We start from the raw sequence: 17,372 nt of genomic DNA, 5'->3' as shown, positions 1-17,372 counted from the left end.
CCTCAGCAACTCACACTTGTTCTTTTATGATGATTTTCCCTGACAGGTTACTGCCTTTTCTGAAATTTTGCCTGCTCGTGCTGATAACCTGAGATTATGGCAGTGACGATCCTGTCAAAAAACAGGTCTACATAAAAATCGATTTCCATAAGCCTTTTAAGTTCGAAGTCATCGTTCACGCTGAGATCTTCCCTGAACGCATGCCATATCTCACGCTTGATAAGCTGATAAAGCCTGACGACTTCCTCAAGCGGTATACCTTCCCGCATCCTTTGGGCGCCGAGGTCTGAATAATAGGCAAACAGAGTGTTCTTTGATTTGTTCTTGTCGAGCCAGTTACCGAGCCGTTCATAAACATTGCGGATCACCTGATAAACCCGCTCCGTCAAAATTTCATCAGAAATCCCGCGGTACTGGGAAAACTCTTCATTATTGTAAACGGCCTGCACGATGCTCTTTGCTATATCTTCCGCGTTTTCCTCTATGAGTTCCATAAATTTTCTGTACATGATTCCTTACCTCACCATGGGGATAATAAAGGCATATCCGGTTTTGTCAATGCGCACTTGATTTTTCAATGCTGTACTGCAGCCGGAACCGTCATACTCACGGTTCATCACTTTCGGACAAATTTCAAGACCCTTTTATCAGAGCCTTGATCTTTTCTCTCAGTTCAGGATTTTTGATATTTTCATATACCTGGCTGTCGATATCAAGTTTGACGGGTACGGATTTTTTCAATCCCGGTTGAGCTTCCGGTTTCAATACCCCGATCTTTGAATCAATTTCCTTTATTCTCAAATTGGTAATCTTCCTGATGCTTTCAATGAGCGTCAGTTCGAGCAGGCCCACCTGCTGCACCCAGACAGAGGAATCGCAAAGCACTTCCAGTTTGCTTCCTTTCAACCTGGCCGGGACAGTATGACCGGCAAAGACTTCACCGGCAATCTCTCTCCATTGCGATTTTATCTTCAGGAGCCTGTATATGTCCTTGCTTATCACCCCGAGGTGATTGCCGAGCCTGTCAAGTTCCTTGCCTTTCATGAATAGTTCCTGTTCAGTTCCTGCTCCAACAGGATCATGTCTTCCGGGAGTTGAGAGATGAATTCCATGTATTCCCCCGTTTCGGGATGATTGATTCCCAGGATATGCGCATGAAGCATCTGCCTTTCAATCTTCCTCACATAAGCCTTAACATCGGCATTTGCAATATTGGCTGCCCTGCCCTTCCCGCCATATTCGACATCGCCTACAATCGGATGTCCCAGATCCGACAGGTGCACTCTTATCTGGTGAGTGCGGCCTGTTTCAAGACTGAGCTTGAGCATTGAAAACCCCGGCCATGATTTCATCACTTCCCAGTTCGTAATAGCAGTTCGTCCTGACTTCGCCTTTGAGGTCATCTTCTTTCTGTCGCCCGGATTCCTGTTGATGAGGCTTTCAATGCGGCCGCTGTTCCTGGGCATCATGCCGAAGCATATGCATATATAGACCCTCTTGTGTGTATGATCTTTGAACGCGTCAGACAGTCTGCTGTAGGCCTGCTGGTTTTTTGCAACCACCATGACGCCTGATGTAAGCTTATCGAGCCTGTGGACAATGCCGGGCCTTTCTATGCTGCCCACATTAGCCATCTGCGGATATCTTGCAATAAGAGCATGGACAAGCGTTTTTTCAAAGTTGCCCGCGCCGGGATGAACTACAAGGCCTGCAGGCTTATCGATCACGATAATTGCCTCATCGTCATAAAGTATATTAAGCTCGGTTTCCCAGGGCAGGATATCAGAGGTTTTTTCCTCTTCAGGCTCGAGTGCCACCCTCATGCCGGCGGATACGGCAAAGGAAGGCTTCCTGTTAAGCGAATCGACCGTTACCTTATCTTCAGAAACAAGGCGCGTCGCAGCGGATCTGCTTATCCCGGCTCTTTTTGCAAGAAAAACGTCCAGGCGGCTGCCCGAGTCTTCTGCTGAAACTTTGAGAATAATCCTTTTTTTCGTCTCCATGACCGGAACGGAGCCTATTTGAAAAGCCTCGGCAGGCCGGTAATATGAAACTTCAATATGGTCTTCTTCAGTGACGGCATGGCCGTTTTTGCCGCTTTGTAGCCCGCTGCAACATAGGCGTCAAAGTTTTCAAAAGCAGACCACGGCGCATCTCCCACTTCCGGATGTATAACAAAATCGGCTTCCTTTGTCCGGAGCATGTTCATTGAGGACCTTGCAATGTCATTGGCCCTAATCATTATATCCATGCTGTTTCTAAGCCCGTTCTTCGCATCGATTGACGTAATGTCGCGCGAGACGTCGGACGCAATGATAAAATGCGCGCCAAGCTGCTTTACTGCGGATATCGGTACACTCTCGGCCCATCCGCCGTCCACATACATGCCGCCATCCATGCTGACCGGAGACAACGCCCCGGGAACGGCGCTCGAAGCCCTTATGGCCTTTCTCAGAGAGCCAGAACGAAATATGACCGTATTCCCTGAAACGAGATCAAGCGCGATACATGCAAACCTCAGCTTGAGATCCGAGAAATATTTATCCGGCACAAGCTTTTCGATCTCCTCGAAAGCGGCCTGCGAAACGACCGAGTCCTTTGTCATGAAACGGTAGAATGCATATCCTTTTTTTGCCGTATCGAACATCTTTTCAAAAAAGCCCATGTCAATGTCCGTTCCTCCGGAAAGAGACCCCATCTTCTGAACCTGTTTTAAAAATTCTTCGGAGGTGAGAACTCCCCTGATGGCGCTTTCTGTTCCTGATGCGCTCAGCGTATCGGCATAAACTGCCCCTACGATGGCCCCCATGCTTGTCCCTGATATGACATCGGGTTTTATGCCTGCTTCTTCCATCGCCCTTAAAACGCCTATGTTGGCGAGCCCCCTCACTCCCCCTCCTCCAAGGGCTATTCCGATTCTGTATGGCGACTTAAAGGGCATTGTTGATCCTTTCGGCGGCATCTTTCAGCTCTTCGTCCGATACGGTTTTCATATCGAATATCAATCTGTCATCTTCGATCCTGCAAACGATTCCTTCATCACGTAGCCTGGCATGGGCGGCAACTGAATCAGGTGATGAAATCACCACGGCAAATGACGGGATAGTAGATGTCGGAGCAGCCCCGCCCCCGATCACAGCCTTTGTCTCGATTATTGCGCTTTTCGCCTTAAGTTTTCTTTTAAGCGACAGGGCCCTTTTTTTAACCTCAGCGCGGTCTTCGGTAATCATCCTCAGTACCGGCAGCTCGTCATACATCTCCATCGCTGCCAGTTTGAGCGTCTCGACAAGCGCAGCCAGACTGAACTTGTCTATCCTTACAGCCCTGTGCAGCGGATGTTTCGACATTTTCGATATGAGGGACTTCCGGCCTACAATGATTCCTGCCTGCGGACCGCTCAGGACCTTGTCTCCACTGAAGGATACTATGTCCGCTCCGTCCGTAAGGCATGAGGGTACAGTCCATTCGCCGTGAATACCGAACGCAGAGAGGTCGAACGGTATGCCCGAACCCATATCCACATATAAAGGCAGGCCTCTGGATTTAGCGAGAGTTGACAGTTCCTTTATTTCTGTCTCATCGGTGAAACCTATGAGAGCGAAGTTGCTCCTGTGCACCTTCATGATGAGTCCTGTGTTATCGTTTATTGCGGCCTCGTAGTCGGACAGTCTTGTCTTGTTTGTAGTGCCCACCTCTTTGAGTACGGCACCGCTTAATGTCATGACATCGGGCATCCTGAACGATCCGCCTATCTCGACAAGCTCTCCCCTGGAGACGATCACTTCCCTGCCGGCAGCCAGGCTTGTCAGAACCAGCATTACCGCAGCCGCATTATTGTTCACGGCGATCGCATCCTCGACCCCGAAGGCCGCTTTCGCGATCTCCTTTATATGATCCTGCCTGGAGCCCCTTATGCCTTCCTTTATATTATATTCCAGATCTGAATACCCGCCCGCATCTATCATGGCCATAAGGGCGTAGGAGGAAAGGGGCGCCCTTCCCAGATTCGTATACACCATGACGCCTGTCGCATTTATCATTGGCCTCAATCCTGCTTCGATGAGAACTGATAGAACCGCTGAAACCCTGGCAGCTATCTCCTGTGCTGTAGGAATTTTCCGTGCATCACCTTTTTTAATCGAATCACGAATTGTGACCAGCTCATTCTCAACAGCCTTTTTTATTATATCCTGACGAAGGGGCAGGCTTAAGAGCTCGTCCATGCCAAGAATCATATCCATCTTCGGGATGCTCCTGTACGCATCTTTTCTTTCCATGTCACTCCCTCATCTTTTCGACTGTAAAATAAAACGTGTTGTAGGCCTTCCCCTTTATGAGGAAGACCCCGCGCCCGAGATAGAAACCGTCCGACATTTTTTTGAGTTCGTCATTTAATGGCTTCAGCCAGAAGGGATTGCCCTTCCTGTTGTAATTGATTCGGAGTACCTTCTGCCCGTCGCCCAGTATGGATTCTGTCCTTTCAATTATAAAATCGCCTATCCTGATGAATCCAAGGAATTCGTTGAATCCGCCGCCTTTATCTTCCACACCCATCGGGAAAAATTTGCAGTGCAGGAAAGACCTGAAATCCGGCAATATGCCGGTGACAAGCTTCACCTTGAAGTAACCCCTGAGTTCCGCCGGGTCAGGCGTGGTGCCTGCGGCAAAAGCATCTTTCAGTTTTTTATACCCTTTCCAGGACATTATTATCTCTCCTTTTGACAATATGAGTGCCTTTTACCACACACATTTGAAATATTAAACGGCTCTTAAATTAATGATTTATTCCGGTTATTTGCACTGCCAGATTAAGCCGGTGTCTCTATCAGGCTGCATCAGTTCAATTCACCTGACTCACTGGGGGCAGAACGGGTTTCGGTATTGGCCCCTTTTCTTTCAGCATGGCAACTCTTTTCTTGAGAGATTTGAATATCGAAGGGAAAGTCGTCTTGCCCAGGCTTTCCTCAATAAAACCCGGTATGGCCTTTCCCACATCGAGCGAAGTAGTGTAAGTGACAAGCACTCTTTTATCATCATAAGGTTCTATCCTGAAATACCCCTGGGCGTCCTTAATCGGGCCTTTTACATAGAACCAGTATGTAGTGTAATCCTTCTCGTCGATCACATAGGAAAGTGTGTAGTCCATTTTGAACATTACGACCTTGACCCTGCAGTCAACAATAAGCCTTCCGTCCTTCCACCCGACCGGCCTGTAATAAATGACATTCGGCATGAATTCGCCGAAATGGTTGAAATCGGTAATAACCCTCCAGACATCTTCAGCACTGGCATCCACAAGGCTGTGGCCTGTGGGGTTGAACACCTTTGTGTGCGGGTTCTGTTCGATCGTCATTATGACCTTCCCGCTTTCAAGGTCCTTTTTTGTCTTTGCATCAAGATTGAGCTGGGCGGCCTGAACAAGGCCGGAATGTATCAGAAAACCGATCATCAGAGATAATACTGAAAGATGCCTCACAACTTCCTCCAACTTATAATAATCAAACACCCAGAAGTTCAATACAGACATTGTTTCTTGCATTATAATTAGATAAAAGTAATTTCACAAGGCGCATAAGATAATTATCCCGCCTCTCAATGCTGGTAAAATTAAACACATTATCGTATTCGGGGCATATTTATGAAGGTTATAATAATAGGAGCTGGCGCCGCAGGACTGGCAGCCTCGTATATATTGAAAAAAAATGGCATCGGCTCGCTTTGTCTTGAAGAAAATTCCTTTGCCGGCGGCAGAACAGCGAGCCGGAACAGAGACGGTTATATCCTCGATACAGGCGCACAGTTTCTATTCAGATATTATCATACATATTTCATGCTGAGCAGGGAACTCGGGCTTTCCGCCGAACTCGTTCAGATGCCCTTCCGGGCCGGGATCCCGCCTGCCATTGGCAGAAAACCGTCTCCTGTGCTGGCCTCGATAAGGCCTCTGGACATAATAAAGAACCTCCCCGAGCTTCTGAGATTCAGGGGCGTTCCTATGAAGGCTATCTTTGAACTTATAAAGATCACCCCCGATATAATCAAAAGGATTGGGAAGCTGGATTTCACGAACTATGAGCCATCCCTTGACCTGGATACCATTTCTCTTGCCGACTTCACGCTTAGAAAGGCCGGGAGTTCCCTGCTTGAGCATGTTTTCCAGCCCGTTGCATCATGCATGACACTCGGGGAACCCGAGGACGTGGCTGCAAACTACGGACTTGCGCTCCTTCTTTACTGCATCAACGGCCTCTGGACGTTCAGAAACGGCATGGGTTCGCTTTCAGCAAGACTTTACGATGAATGCAAAGGCTCGGTAAAGTTGAACACCAAAGTAAACAGGATTGTTATTGAAGGCAAATCCGTCAAAGGCGTAGAGACAAACGAAGGGCTCATTGAATGCAAGAATGTTATATGCACTGCCACTGCGACATCTGTCATGAAATTGATCCCGGATCTGCCGGATACAATCATAAAGCCCCTGGAAACAGTCCGCTATTCGCAGTCATGCCATGTCATTTTCGGCCTTGAAAAAAGGCTTCTGCCCGAAGGCTGGTATGCGGTTGCACTCCCCAGAAAATTCGGTTCAGCAATGGCAGGCTATACCGAAAGTTCGATGAAATCACCTTTTTATGCACCGCACGGAGCAGGTCTTATAAACTGCTTTACATACGGAAGACAAGCGGCAGAACTGATTAAAATGAAAGATGACGATATCAAGAAATATCTTATTAAAGATATCCAGAGATTTACACCGGACATGCCTGACTTTCCAGTATTCACCGAGATTTTGAGGTTCAGTGAGGCGGTCTGCACATCTCCGCCGGGGATGCTCACCGCAATAAGCCGCATGAAAAAAGATGGCCTTGGTGATGTGAAGGGTCTTTTCCTTGCAGGAGAATACATGTACATGCCGTCGGTGGAAGGGGCGGCCAAAAGCGGTATCGATGCAGCAAATGCGATCATCAGGTCAATGGGGGCATAATGGCGAAAGAAGTTTTCATATACGGTGCAGGGATGTCAGGGCTTGTCTGTGCGATTAACCTTGTACGGGAAGGTTTCGATGTCACCGTTATCGAGCGTGAAAAATCATACGGAGGCGATCCCCTTTATAATCCTTCGACGCACACGACACCGATCAATGTCAGGATGACTTCGGAATATATCGGCATCGACATTTCACCGTGCTTTTATCCTGTTATCGCATGCCCGTTTTATTTTCACGACACCAAGGCGTATGCGCCGCATGGCGGGCTATATAGCGTCGAGCGGGGCAACCGCCCCACAAGTCTCGATACGTATCTTTACCGGATTGCCTCTGATGATGGTGTGAAATTCGAATTCGGGCATGCACTTAAAAAAGAGGATATCGGCAAACTCGCACCCGGCACGATCATAGCATGTGGCCTTACCCAGGGGGCTTACGACATGTTAGGCATCCCCTACCAGCGATGGTACGGCTATATCTCCAGGGGTGAAATAGGTTTTTCAAACTACTCATGGCTCTGGTGGAACGAAGGCATCACGGAATACGGCTATCTGAGTTCTGCCAACAATTATTACTTCAACCTTCTCTTCTCGACCCGCGAGGTGAAACGCACGAGCCTGGATGAATATACCGATTTCATGCGCAGAACCCAGGGCATCGAGCACGACTATTGGCACTATGCATCAGGCGCGGTTCCGCTGGCAAGCACGGATAACCCCAGGCTTACAAGAAACGGCCTTATCTTCTGCGGCACAATAAGCGGGGCCATGGATCCGATCGGCTGGTTCGGCATACTGGGCGCGCTTATCACAGGCAAGGTCGCAGCAATGGCGGTTTATGATAAAGACAGGGCCCAGTCGGAATTTGCCCGATTCACAAAGTATTTCAAGCGCGCCTTATGGATAAAGAACAACATCTGGTACAGGTTCAGGCCTCATGTCAGTCTTATAGAAAATGCAATCACTTTTATCGGGGTCAATAACATCGAAAGGCTAGCTGCATATTTTGTAAAAGAGGATGAGCATATCCCGTTTTCAATCCCCGGTTTTGCCCATCTCGGGTGTTACTGATTATAACCGAATATAAAAATCAGGTGCAGGATGATTGACATAACCTGTTTTACAACAAGTCAGTAAATGCAGCTGTTTTATCCGGCATATTTCAATCATCAGACAAGCTGCATTTTATTATGGGCATTGTCCGGCCTTTTAATTTTTCTGAGATTGGTGTAACTTATACGTTGAACTGTTTCTCCAGCAAGAGAAGTGCTTTTTATTTATCCGTTTGAGACTGTGACCCGGATTACAGGAGGTATTAATCTGCTTCATCCGGGTTCTTGTTCAGCCCAAATAATTTTCATGAGGAGGGGGTCATATGAAAGGAAATTCAGGGATAACCCGCAAGATGTATTTTCGATCAATCATTCGGCTTCTGCTGTTGGCGCTTATTGTCATCTTCATCGCCAGTTGCAGCAATAGCGGCGATAACTCCGATGCCGGCACAGCAAACAACACACCTACGCTTCCTGAAGAAAGCGGATTTCATGCAACCATCCGCCGTACGCCGCATGGGATACCTCATATCAAGGCCGCCGACTGGGCGGGTCTGGGGTACGGTTATGCATATGCCGCTGCCGAGGATAATATCTGCAGGCTGGCCGATGCATATGTGACTGCCAACGGCGAACGCTCGAAGTACTTCGGTCCGGATAACACCTTCCATTTTCCCGGAAATGAAATGCTGTTCAAGAACTCAGACAGTGATTTCTTCTTCAAGTTGATTAAGGCACGGGGTCTCGTGGAAAAGATAATGACATCTCCCTACCCGGTTGGGATGGGACCTGAAGTAAAGGACTTGATCAGGGGGTATGCGGCCGGATATAACCGCTATCTTAGAGACCACCCGGCAGAGACCCTTACCGATCCGGCCTGCCAGAACTCTGAATGGGTCAGGGAAATCACCGAACTCGATGTTTACCGGGTGTGCTACATGATTCACATCATGGCGGGATCGGCCGCTTCAGTAGGCGGAATCGGCGGCGCCAGTCCCAAAAAATCCGCGGCAAATGTACAACTGGCCGATATACTGAATTCAGACGAACAGTCCATATCCCAATTGAAGTCACACCTGAAGCTCAGCATGGGAAGCAATGCCATTGCAGTCGGGAAAGAAGCCACAAAGAACGGCCGCGGACTGCTGCTGTGAAATCCGCATATGGGGTGGCTCGACTCCGGGAGTTTCTATCAGGTTCACATGACCATCCCGGGGGAATATGACGTTAACGGCATAAGCTTTCTGGGAATACCAATAATTGCCATCGGCGCGAACAGCAGTGTGGCCTGGTCGCACACAGTATCCACGGCATTCCGTTTCGTCCCGGTTCAACTTGATGTTGTAAACACCTACAGTTACAAGGTTGACGGCAAGGTCGAACAGATGAAGGCCTGGCCATTGGAGATCGAAGCGCTCAATGATGACGGCACGACCGGCAGGATAAAACGCACCCTCTATACCACACGATTCGGCCCCATGTGCACTGCCCTGACCGACCTGGAAATTCTTTCATGGACGTCTTCCAGCGGCTTTGCCCTTCTGGACCCGAATGCTGAAAACCTGCGGGCACTCAATCATTTTGTGGAAATGGGCAAGACAAGGAATGTGCACGATGTAAAGCGGGTACTGGAAAGGTTCCAGGCTATCCCATGGGCTAATACGATTGCCGCCGATGCTTATGGAGAGGCCTTTTACGGTGACATTACCGTAGTTGCAAACATCCCTGACAAGAAGGCAACCTCTTGCGGATCATCTCTGGGACAGCTTACTTTCAGACTTCTGGGGCTTCCCATTCTTGACGGAACCCGCTCAGAGTGCATGCCGGAGGCCGCCTCGGATGCCATAGTTCCGGGCATTATGGGCATATCGCAATTACCGTCGATCTTCAGGCATGATTTTGTGCTTAACAGCAATGACAGCTACTGGCTGGTAAACCCGTCAGAACCCGTTACAGGCTATGCCCGCATCATAGGTACGGAAAATTCGCAATTAAGCCTGCGTACTCGAATGGGGCATACAATAATCGCAGAAAGGCTCTCGGGCAATGACGGGCTTCCGGGCAACAAATTCACCCATGACAACATGCGGGAGATTATTTTTAATGCACGCAACAAGCTGGCCGAGCTTTGGGTGGACGATCTTCTCCGGCTTCTAAAAATAATGGCCATCGTTGATAACAGCATAAAACCGGCCATTGACGTACTTGCAGCCTGGGACCGCACGGATAATCTTGACTCCCCCGGGGCGCTTCTGTTCCGGCGCATTGCCAGGCAGCTGCTTGGAACATCATTGCCGGCCGGGACAACATATTCCCCCACCATACCGCTGACATCATGTTTTCTTTATCCCTTCAATACCACTGACCCTATCGGCACTCCCAGGGGATTGAACATACTGAATCCGAAGGTATGGACAGCCGTTAATGATACGCTGCAGGAATTCCATGATCTTAACCTTCCCCTTGATGCGACGCTGCGGGATCATCAATACGTGGAACGCGGAGGTGAAAACATCCCGGTGCACGGCGGATCCGATTCACTGGGTTTGTTCAGTGTTATCGAGAGTAATTGGGACCCTGCAAAGAAAGCCTTCGTCAATCCGTATCACGGAAATACATATATCCAGGTCGTGAGTTTCGAAGGCAGGGAATACCCGCGCATGAGCACCATCACGACCTATTCACTGTCACAAAACGTCAATTCACCCTGGTATAAGGATCAGACACAAATGTACAGCGACAAGGAATGGATCGACCTGCCGTTCAGCGAAGCAGATATTGCGGCGCAAACCATCTCAACGCAGGATTTAAGAGAATAGGATAAGGAAAACCCTGATACTACTGATACATGAAAAACCTTAATAATGCTTAAAAAGGTTTAAGTGAATATTTTGTACTGATCAGAAAAAGAACTTTCTTCAAGATAAATAGAGACCCCTGATTTCCAGAAAACAGGGGTCTCTATTGTTTCATATATATTCAAGCTTTTTTAGTTTTATCAAATCTGACTCCTGTAGGCTTTCGCATCACCTGTACTCGGTCTTGAACAACTGCCATCTGCTGCCGTCCCATTCCTGCCAGATGATTATGGCATTTCCCTTCCTGTCCATTGCAACTCTGGGATAATCGGAATATCTACCTGCCGTGCTTATCTGTTGTGATTCGTAATTCCATATCCCGCTCCTGTATTCGTTTCTGAATATCCTGTAGCAGCCATAGTCCCTGAACCAGTAGGTTCCAGACTGGTCCTCCCTCTGAGGCCAAGCCATAACCGCATTGCCCCTGCCGTCTATATCAAGCCGGAAAGCTCTGGCAAGGTTCCAGATATCAAGCTTGCAAATTGACATATTTGTTGCAAGCATCGGAACTGTCCATTCACCGTTGATGTATTCGGCGCTGTAAGTATAATAACGGTTTTTATTGTAAGTCTGATAAGCTGTAAAATATTCTCTCCAGGCAAGAAATACAGAATCCCCTTTTTTCGCCAGGTGATAGCCGTTTTCCTCTGTAGTATCTCTTCTGACAATATTGATGCTCGTATCACTGCCGGACCTTACGGGATCAATAATCCACGAGAATATACAGTTCAGAATGCCGTCGGCTACATTATCTCCATAACGATTCAATATGGGAATAGTCTTATCGAAAGTATCGGTTTTTATTTCTTCAGGTTCGGTCCATATGTGGCTGTTCCTCTTCATGAAGAATGACGGGCGGTCATTGTTGTCATCCTTGAGCCATGTTACAATCGCATCGCCTGAATCATCAATCTCAAGCTGGACATTTATGGCATTATATTCATCCGTGTCGATCTTTTTCAGAGGCATGTTGTTCCACGAGCCGTCTCTGAATTCCTTTATGCCCAATCCAAGAATATTGAAGTTATCATCGAGAAGGTAACCGGCAAGAATGGCATCTCCGTCATTACCGAGTGCAATAGAAATATAATTATTCATTCCCTGAACAATTTCAGGAGTACTCCATTCTCCGTTTCTGTACAAGCTGCTGAAAAGTTCCTGCGTATAAACAGGATTTTCATCTTCCCCTGTATATGTTTTGTCCCACTCGGTCCAGACGATTATTGCTTCATCGTTGTCGTTCATAACGACTTTCGGAGCACCGGCATTATTCCGTGACATGCTTATTTTTTGAACTTCCCCCCATGCCCCGTTCCTGAATTCGCACCTGCTGATCCAGCTCTTAACATTGTCAACCTCGACAAAAGCAACTATTGCATTTCCGTTACTGTCCATGGCCAGATCAGCATAACCTCCAAATGTACCATTATCCGTCATGAATGCTGCCGGCGTGTTCCACTTCTTTTCTGCTTCCGTTGTAAAAGAAAGGCTTATACCCTTTTCAAGCCGTATTCCCTTATTGCTGGAAATCTTATTTTCAAGCCGTACAGTGTATTCTGTCAGGAAAGCAAAAGGATTGACAGGTATGAATGAAAGACTTTTCATGTCGTCGCTGAAAGAAAAATTACCATTTATTCTTGTACCCTCACCATCTGTTACAATAAAGCTTTTTGAATTTACCGATGATCCGAGAACGGCAGTGTCGAACCTCACCCTGACAGGTGCATCAAAGGCTATGCCGGTAGAACCGTCAGAAGGCGATACAGATAATACATGAGGCATCAACGACGGATCCGGAGACGAACATGCAGTGGTAAATGAAAACAAATACTCTTTAAGACCTGTACCCATCATGTCTTTAATCTGTTTTTTTAACGTGACAGAATACTTCGTTCCCTTCGCAAAAAGGGTTTGAGGTGTGAAAAATACCTCTTTGCCGTTACAGAAAATATCTCCAGGGATAATACTGCCGGAACTGTCTTTGACAATCAGTGTCCCGGCATTGACCGTACCGGGATTCACTTCCCTGTTGAGAACCATGCGGACAGTCTTGTTAACCGGTACACCTTCCGAACCGTCTGCAGGATCCGTACTTATCACCTTTATACAACCGCCAAGTAAAAACACTGATATTAAAAAAACAACTGTCAGGATATTCCTATAATTTTTTTTCATGATGCAGTCTCCTCATTAAATTAAAAAATTTGTTTTAAATCAGGTGTTATGAATTCACCGGAATTCACTCATAAAGACCGATGGTTTTCCATCATCCGATTTCTGTTCCCAGACCGCAATGGCATTACCCCTGCCGTCGGCTGCCAGCCTGAGATTCAAGGCATCCGAATCAGGACTGCTTATTGCAGTCAGCACAGATGCCTGAGGCCTGGCAAATTCGGTTCTGAATATCTGAGCTTTCTGGTTTCCTCGGATATTATATCCTGAAACAAGGATCCGGACCTTACCGCTGTTATCCATAGCCATATGGTAACCGGCCCCGTCAGATCCGGTGCAGACCGACAGAGTGAAGATATATTCAGGATAGGTATCCCAGAAACCTTCATGTCGGCTGATGCCATACATATGTTCTTTTTCCAGCCATAATATCTGGGCATCACCAAGGCGGTTCATGGCAATCTTTGGGCGTGATGCGTCCACACCTTCCCTGCTCAGTATTGAAGGCTTTTCGTCCCACACTCCATTGTGGCGCTCACTCTTGTATATCCTTTTCACATATGGATCGCCGACCTCGGTTGATGCCTTTTCCTGCTGGCACCAGACCATAATGGCATCTCCGTTTTCTTCCATTACGATTTCAGGATTGGTGGTTGAAGTCAGTAAACTGCCTGTTGTATAGGTGTAATTGTTTATTCTTTCGGTGTTACCCCAGCTTTCACCGTTGTACTCCTTCTTGAAAATACGGCCGAATGTCAGTACATAATTGATACTGCACTGTTCTGTCCATGCTATTATGGCACTGCCGCTGCGGCTTATTGCTAACTGAAATTCATACGGTATTCCTTCCGGTTCACCTGTCGATAGAGGAGCACTCCAGATGTTATTCTTCAGAATACTGAAGCAGACCCTTGTTGTGGAAGGGTCTTCCTCATAAGTTTGGAGCCATGCCAATATGGCGTCTCCATTATCGTTTACCACTGCTTTTGCTATATTGATTTCCCCGACGGCATCACTTACCGCTGCAGGCTTTCCCCATTTGCCCGCTTCATACGTGCTGCTGAACAATCGGCATAAAACACCGTCAAGTTCGATCCAGAAAGCAATCGCCTTGCCGTTTTTATTCATGGCGACCTGCGGATAATCAACATATTTTTGATTAAATGCAGTCATGCTCATTACATCCGGAATTGTTGAAAGCGTTCCGTTCTGATAATCACTTCTCAATATTGCTGAAGCTGAATCCGCATACTGCCACCAGAAGATGAATGCATTGTTGTTGTCATCCATAGAGACATGCGGGCTGAAAGCGTACTCCTTTTCAGCATTGACCCTGACAGGAGCACTCCATGAATCGGCTCTGGTTGTAAATGATGATGTAAAGTCTCTTGTAATAGGCCTTCCCTTGATATCTTTAACCCCTGTGGTAACCCTCAGAGTATATTTTTCAAGCTCTGATAATCTCAGTATGGGTTTGAAAACCGCTATCCTGCCGTTGGAGATGACTTCTCCGGCAACCGGATTGCCGGAACCGTCCATAAGCCTGATAGTTGAATCATTGACGGTTGACGGATCGGCATCCATGCTGAAAAATATCTTTATTATGCCGCCGCATGGAATACCCTCAGAACTGTCCGCCGGATCAACAGATGCCACGATATTTCCTGTGGTTGTAAAGTTGAATATGTAATCCATATCCAGCTCTTTTCCTGAAGCGTCTTTAATATTTTTCATTACATAGACTGAATATCTGCTTCCTGGTGCCAGACTTGAGACAGGTTTAAACGCTGCAGTTTTGCCTGAAACCGATATTCTGCCTTCAACGCCTTTTCCTGAGCTGTCTTTCAGAATAAACGTTCCGGCATTAACCGACGCACTATCAGGTTTCATGTTGAATATAACCTTGACGCATGCATCAGTCTCAACATCTGTTGCCTTGTCTGAAGGCTCTACAGCATTTACCCTCAGACACCCGACAGCAAGTACAATGAAAGTCATAAAAACTGAATAGATTACGATTTTCCTTGTTTTTGCACATTTCATATATTCCCCCTGATTAATCAAATATCATTGAATATAAACTGCCGCCCTGCTTCCAGATCAGGACTGCACTTGAATCCGGACTTACGGCCACATGCAAGGATTCAGGTGCATCGCTGGATTCTACGGACTTTATTATTTGCATATCTCCCCATATACCCAGGTCAGAATCCAGCTTTCTCACACACAGGTCGTATCTGTTAAGAATAATGTGCCTCTGCCACCAGATCAGGAATATATCACCGTTCGGACAGCCGGCGGCTTCAGGATTTGAAGCAATGCCTTCTAGCGGCGATGCAAGCAGCTGCGGAAGGCCCCATGAATTCCGGTTATATCGTGATGCAAAAATACTCCTTCTGTTTTCACCGTCTTTCCATGCCATTACAGCATCGCCAGTTGAACCGACAGCGATCGCAGGTTTCATGAATGGTTCAACATATGCGTTTCCGATTGCTCCCGATGATTCCCATCTATCTGTTTTGCTATCCCAACGGTATGCTATAACCGATGTCTCATATTGATATCCTCCAAACCATGCAGCCAGGACATCGCCGTTCGAAAGAAAGGTCATATTTATGCTGTTTCCTGTAGCTCCCAATGATTTTGCATCGCCCCATACTGCCCCGTTGTAATGGCTGGCATATATACCTGAAGCAGTACCCATTAATTTTTTCATTATCAGCATCCCATGTCCGTTTTTATCAAAACCAACCTGCTGTTCCATAACAGTATCACTGCAAGTCGGGAAAACCTCTTCAGGATCACTCCAGGTATCACCATCATTTACACTGTACATTATTTGAGAAAGAATGTTTTTCTCTGCAAACTCCCAATAAAGCCATGTTGCAAATGCCCTTCCATCAGGGCCATATGACAAACTGAGCTGTCCGGGATAACGGCTTGCCTCTATGCTGCGTTGACCGGCGGTTCCTACAGTTTTAACACCCTGCCATGCTGTTCCGTTCCAACAGTTAGAATAGATATCGAACGCAGGAAGGCCCTGTTCAGTATCAAACGATTGAGCCCATAATACTGTTGCCTGGCGCCCATCCATGCTGAATGAAGCCTGAACGTCAAATATTGAAGGGCCGTCACACAGGGCACCCGGTATTCCGATGGGCTGGGGATTTTCCCAGGATACTTTATTCCAAAGACTTGCATAAATATTATATTCAGGACATTTGTTTTCATCAAATCCGTCGATCTGGGACCACACGGCTAATGCATACCCGTCCGGATTTGAAACAAACCTTATATTTGAGGAGTCGATATCAGCGTTTACAAATGGGAAATCTATAGGCCTCCACAAGCCATCATGAGTTTTGAATTCAAAAGAATAATCCTCTGAGGCTGTCCAGCCGTTAATATGTTTTATTCCTTTTGAAATATTGACAGAATATACTGTATTCATATCAAACTTCTCATCATGTTCCATGGTTAAACAATTTCCTCTAACCAAAACACTTTTGACTTTAACTGTTTTCCCGATCCTGTTCTTGATGTTAACAGAACCTGAAGAAATGCTTGAAGAGTCCAGCTTGCTGTCAAAGTATATTTTTACTGCTGTATCCCGTTTTACATTCATCTCATTATCTGCGGGAGATGTAGCAATGACATTAAGTCCGGCCGGGGCTTCGGTTGTAAATGATGATTTAAAATCTGTGCCAAGTGATAAACCCGTCTTGTTTCTTACCACAGTCTTTATTGCCAAATCATATCTCGTTGCATAGATCAGAGGTGAAGCCGGTTTAAACTTTATTTTTTTGCCATCGCATTCGATTTCACCGTCTACGACATTTCCGGAATCGTCTTTGACAACAAATGTATCCCTGTTGATTGTAAGAGGATCTGGGGCAATATTGAATAAAACTATTATCTCAGCGTTTCTGCTTACATTCTCAGATGCCTTTGCAGGAGTTATTCCAGTAACTTTCAGGCATGCCGTCATAAAAAAGAGCATCAAAAACAATAACCACGGATAATATAATTTTCCTGTTTTCATAGATGTCCTCCACATTTAAATTCAATTCATTATTGTGTCTGAAAACAGCCGACAACCCGGCATTTATATATTGATTTTAATTGTTCCTGTTCCCCTTAATATTTAACGATCCGGCTGATATTGTTCTTTCAACATAATCAGGAGCGGGAAGTCTTACAAGGAGTGTTGAGCCGTTCTGGAGTTTGGAGACGGTTACGAAGTCCCGAGTTATGCCTTCTATGCGGCAGTCCGATACTATGTCACCCAGTCCGACTGTATGGTTCT

The 17,372-nt window shown here is 46.7% G+C and carries 13 protein-coding genes and 1 pseudogene; 3 read left to right on the top strand and 11 right to left on the bottom strand.

All coding sequences use genetic code 11. The annotated features are described in order from the left end of the window. Positions 1-47 precede the first annotated feature (47 nt). The 7 genes from VIS94_14565 to VIS94_14535 form a co-directional block, all read right to left on the bottom strand. A complete protein-coding gene (locus tag VIS94_14565) occupies positions 48-509 on the bottom strand; it encodes a hypothetical protein (GenBank protein ID HEY9162297.1) in 462 nt (153 codons plus the stop codon). Between the two features lie 124 nt (positions 510-633). Continuing rightward, entirely contained in the window at positions 634-1,044 is a 411-nt protein-coding gene (locus tag VIS94_14560) for a DUF721 domain-containing protein (protein ID HEY9162296.1), read from the bottom strand. Continuing rightward, complete coding sequence (locus VIS94_14555) at positions 1,041-2,003, bottom strand: RluA family pseudouridine synthase (GenBank protein HEY9162295.1); 963 nt, start codon at positions 2,001-2,003, stop codon at positions 1,041-1,043. Before VIS94_14555 ends, VIS94_14560 begins: the two co-directional genes overlap by 4 nt. A gap of 14 nt (positions 2,004-2,017) precedes the next feature. After that, positions 2,018-2,941 carry a patatin-like phospholipase family protein gene (locus VIS94_14550; protein HEY9162294.1) on the bottom strand — a complete coding sequence of 308 codons (924 nt, stop codon included), beginning with the start codon at positions 2,939-2,941 and terminating at the stop codon, positions 2,018-2,020. After that, on the bottom strand, positions 2,931-4,277 hold the full coding sequence (selA, locus tag VIS94_14545) for an L-seryl-tRNA(Sec) selenium transferase (GenBank protein ID HEY9162293.1): 1,347 nt from the start codon (positions 4,275-4,277) through the stop codon (positions 2,931-2,933). Before selA ends, VIS94_14550 begins: the two co-directional genes overlap by 11 nt. 1 nt (position 4,278) lies before the next feature. Next, positions 4,279-4,704 (bottom strand): hypothetical protein, encoded by a 426-nt coding sequence (locus VIS94_14540; protein ID HEY9162292.1) that lies wholly within the window; start codon positions 4,702-4,704, stop codon positions 4,279-4,281. A gap of 136 nt (positions 4,705-4,840) precedes the next feature. Beyond that, entirely contained in the window at positions 4,841-5,476 is a 636-nt protein-coding gene (locus VIS94_14535) for an SRPBCC family protein (GenBank protein HEY9162291.1), read from the bottom strand. Between the two features lie 162 nt (positions 5,477-5,638). Here VIS94_14535 and VIS94_14530 point away from each other — a divergent pair, with 162 nt between their 5' ends. The 3 genes and pseudogenes from VIS94_14530 (at position 5,639) to VIS94_14520 (ending at position 10,855) form a co-directional block, all read left to right on the top strand. Further along, positions 5,639-6,982 (top strand): NAD(P)/FAD-dependent oxidoreductase, encoded by a 1,344-nt coding sequence (locus tag VIS94_14530; GenBank protein ID HEY9162290.1) that lies wholly within the window; start codon positions 5,639-5,641, stop codon positions 6,980-6,982. Further along, positions 6,982-8,055 carry an NAD(P)-binding protein gene (locus VIS94_14525; GenBank protein HEY9162289.1) on the top strand — a complete coding sequence of 358 codons (1,074 nt, stop codon included), beginning with the start codon at positions 6,982-6,984 and terminating at the stop codon, positions 8,053-8,055. Before VIS94_14530 ends, VIS94_14525 begins: the two co-directional genes overlap by 1 nt. 304 nt (positions 8,056-8,359) lie before the next feature. Then, positions 8,360-10,855, top strand: a pseudogene (locus VIS94_14520) (penicillin acylase family protein). 207 nt (positions 10,856-11,062) lie between these two features. On the opposite strand, the gene VIS94_14515 reads toward VIS94_14520, so the two are convergent. The 4 genes from VIS94_14515 to VIS94_14500 all read right to left on the bottom strand — a co-directional run. Beyond that, positions 11,063-13,069: an Ig-like domain-containing protein gene (locus VIS94_14515; protein ID HEY9162288.1), complete on the bottom strand. Its 2,007-nt coding sequence runs from the start codon at positions 13,067-13,069 to the stop codon at positions 11,063-11,065. Between the two features lie 54 nt (positions 13,070-13,123). Next, positions 13,124-15,109, bottom strand: coding sequence for an Ig-like domain-containing protein (locus VIS94_14510; protein ID HEY9162287.1), 1,986 nt, complete (start codon positions 15,107-15,109; stop codon positions 13,124-13,126). 13 nt (positions 15,110-15,122) lie between these two features. After that, positions 15,123-17,108, bottom strand: a complete 1,986-nt coding sequence (locus VIS94_14505) for an Ig-like domain-containing protein (protein HEY9162286.1) — start codon at positions 17,106-17,108, stop codon at positions 15,123-15,125. Between the two features lie 76 nt (positions 17,109-17,184). Further along, positions 17,185-17,372 (bottom strand): hypothetical protein (locus VIS94_14500; GenBank protein HEY9162285.1); only part of this gene is annotated, 188 nt, incomplete at its 5' end.

It is taken from the genome of Desulfomonilia bacterium, assembly GCA_036567785.1.
Classification (GTDB): Bacteria; Desulfobacterota; Desulfomonilia; order UBA1062; family UBA1062; genus DATCTV01.
This window is presented reverse-complemented; position numbering and strand designations above follow the sequence as displayed.

Excerpts from the sequence above, each read along its gene's own strand:
- VIS94_14565 (HEY9162297.1), bottom strand. The coding sequence starts at position 509 with ATGTACAGAAAATTTATGGAACTCATAGAGGAAAACGCGGAAGATATA.
- VIS94_14560 (HEY9162296.1), bottom strand. The coding sequence starts at position 1,044 with ATGAAAGGCAAGGAACTTGACAGGCTCGGCAATCACCTCGGGGTGATA.
- VIS94_14555 (HEY9162295.1), bottom strand. The coding sequence starts at position 2,003 with ATGGAGACGAAAAAAAGGATTATTCTCAAAGTTTCAGCAGAAGACTCG.
- VIS94_14550 (HEY9162294.1), bottom strand. The coding sequence starts at position 2,941 with ATGCCCTTTAAGTCGCCATACAGAATCGGAATAGCCCTTGGAGGAGGG.
- selA (HEY9162293.1), bottom strand. The coding sequence starts at position 4,277 with ATGGAAAGAAAAGATGCGTACAGGAGCATCCCGAAGATGGATATGATT.
- VIS94_14540 (HEY9162292.1), bottom strand. The coding sequence starts at position 4,704 with ATGTCCTGGAAAGGGTATAAAAAACTGAAAGATGCTTTTGCCGCAGGC.
- VIS94_14530 (HEY9162290.1), top strand. The coding sequence starts at position 5,639 with ATGAAGGTTATAATAATAGGAGCTGGCGCCGCAGGACTGGCAGCCTCG.
- VIS94_14525 (HEY9162289.1), top strand. The coding sequence starts at position 6,982 with ATGGCGAAAGAAGTTTTCATATACGGTGCAGGGATGTCAGGGCTTGTC.
- VIS94_14515 (HEY9162288.1), bottom strand. The coding sequence starts at position 13,069 with ATGAAAAAAAATTATAGGAATATCCTGACAGTTGTTTTTTTAATATCA.
- VIS94_14510 (HEY9162287.1), bottom strand. The coding sequence starts at position 15,109 with ATGAAATGTGCAAAAACAAGGAAAATCGTAATCTATTCAGTTTTTATG.
- VIS94_14505 (HEY9162286.1), bottom strand. The coding sequence starts at position 17,108 with ATGAAAACAGGAAAATTATATTATCCGTGGTTATTGTTTTTGATGCTC.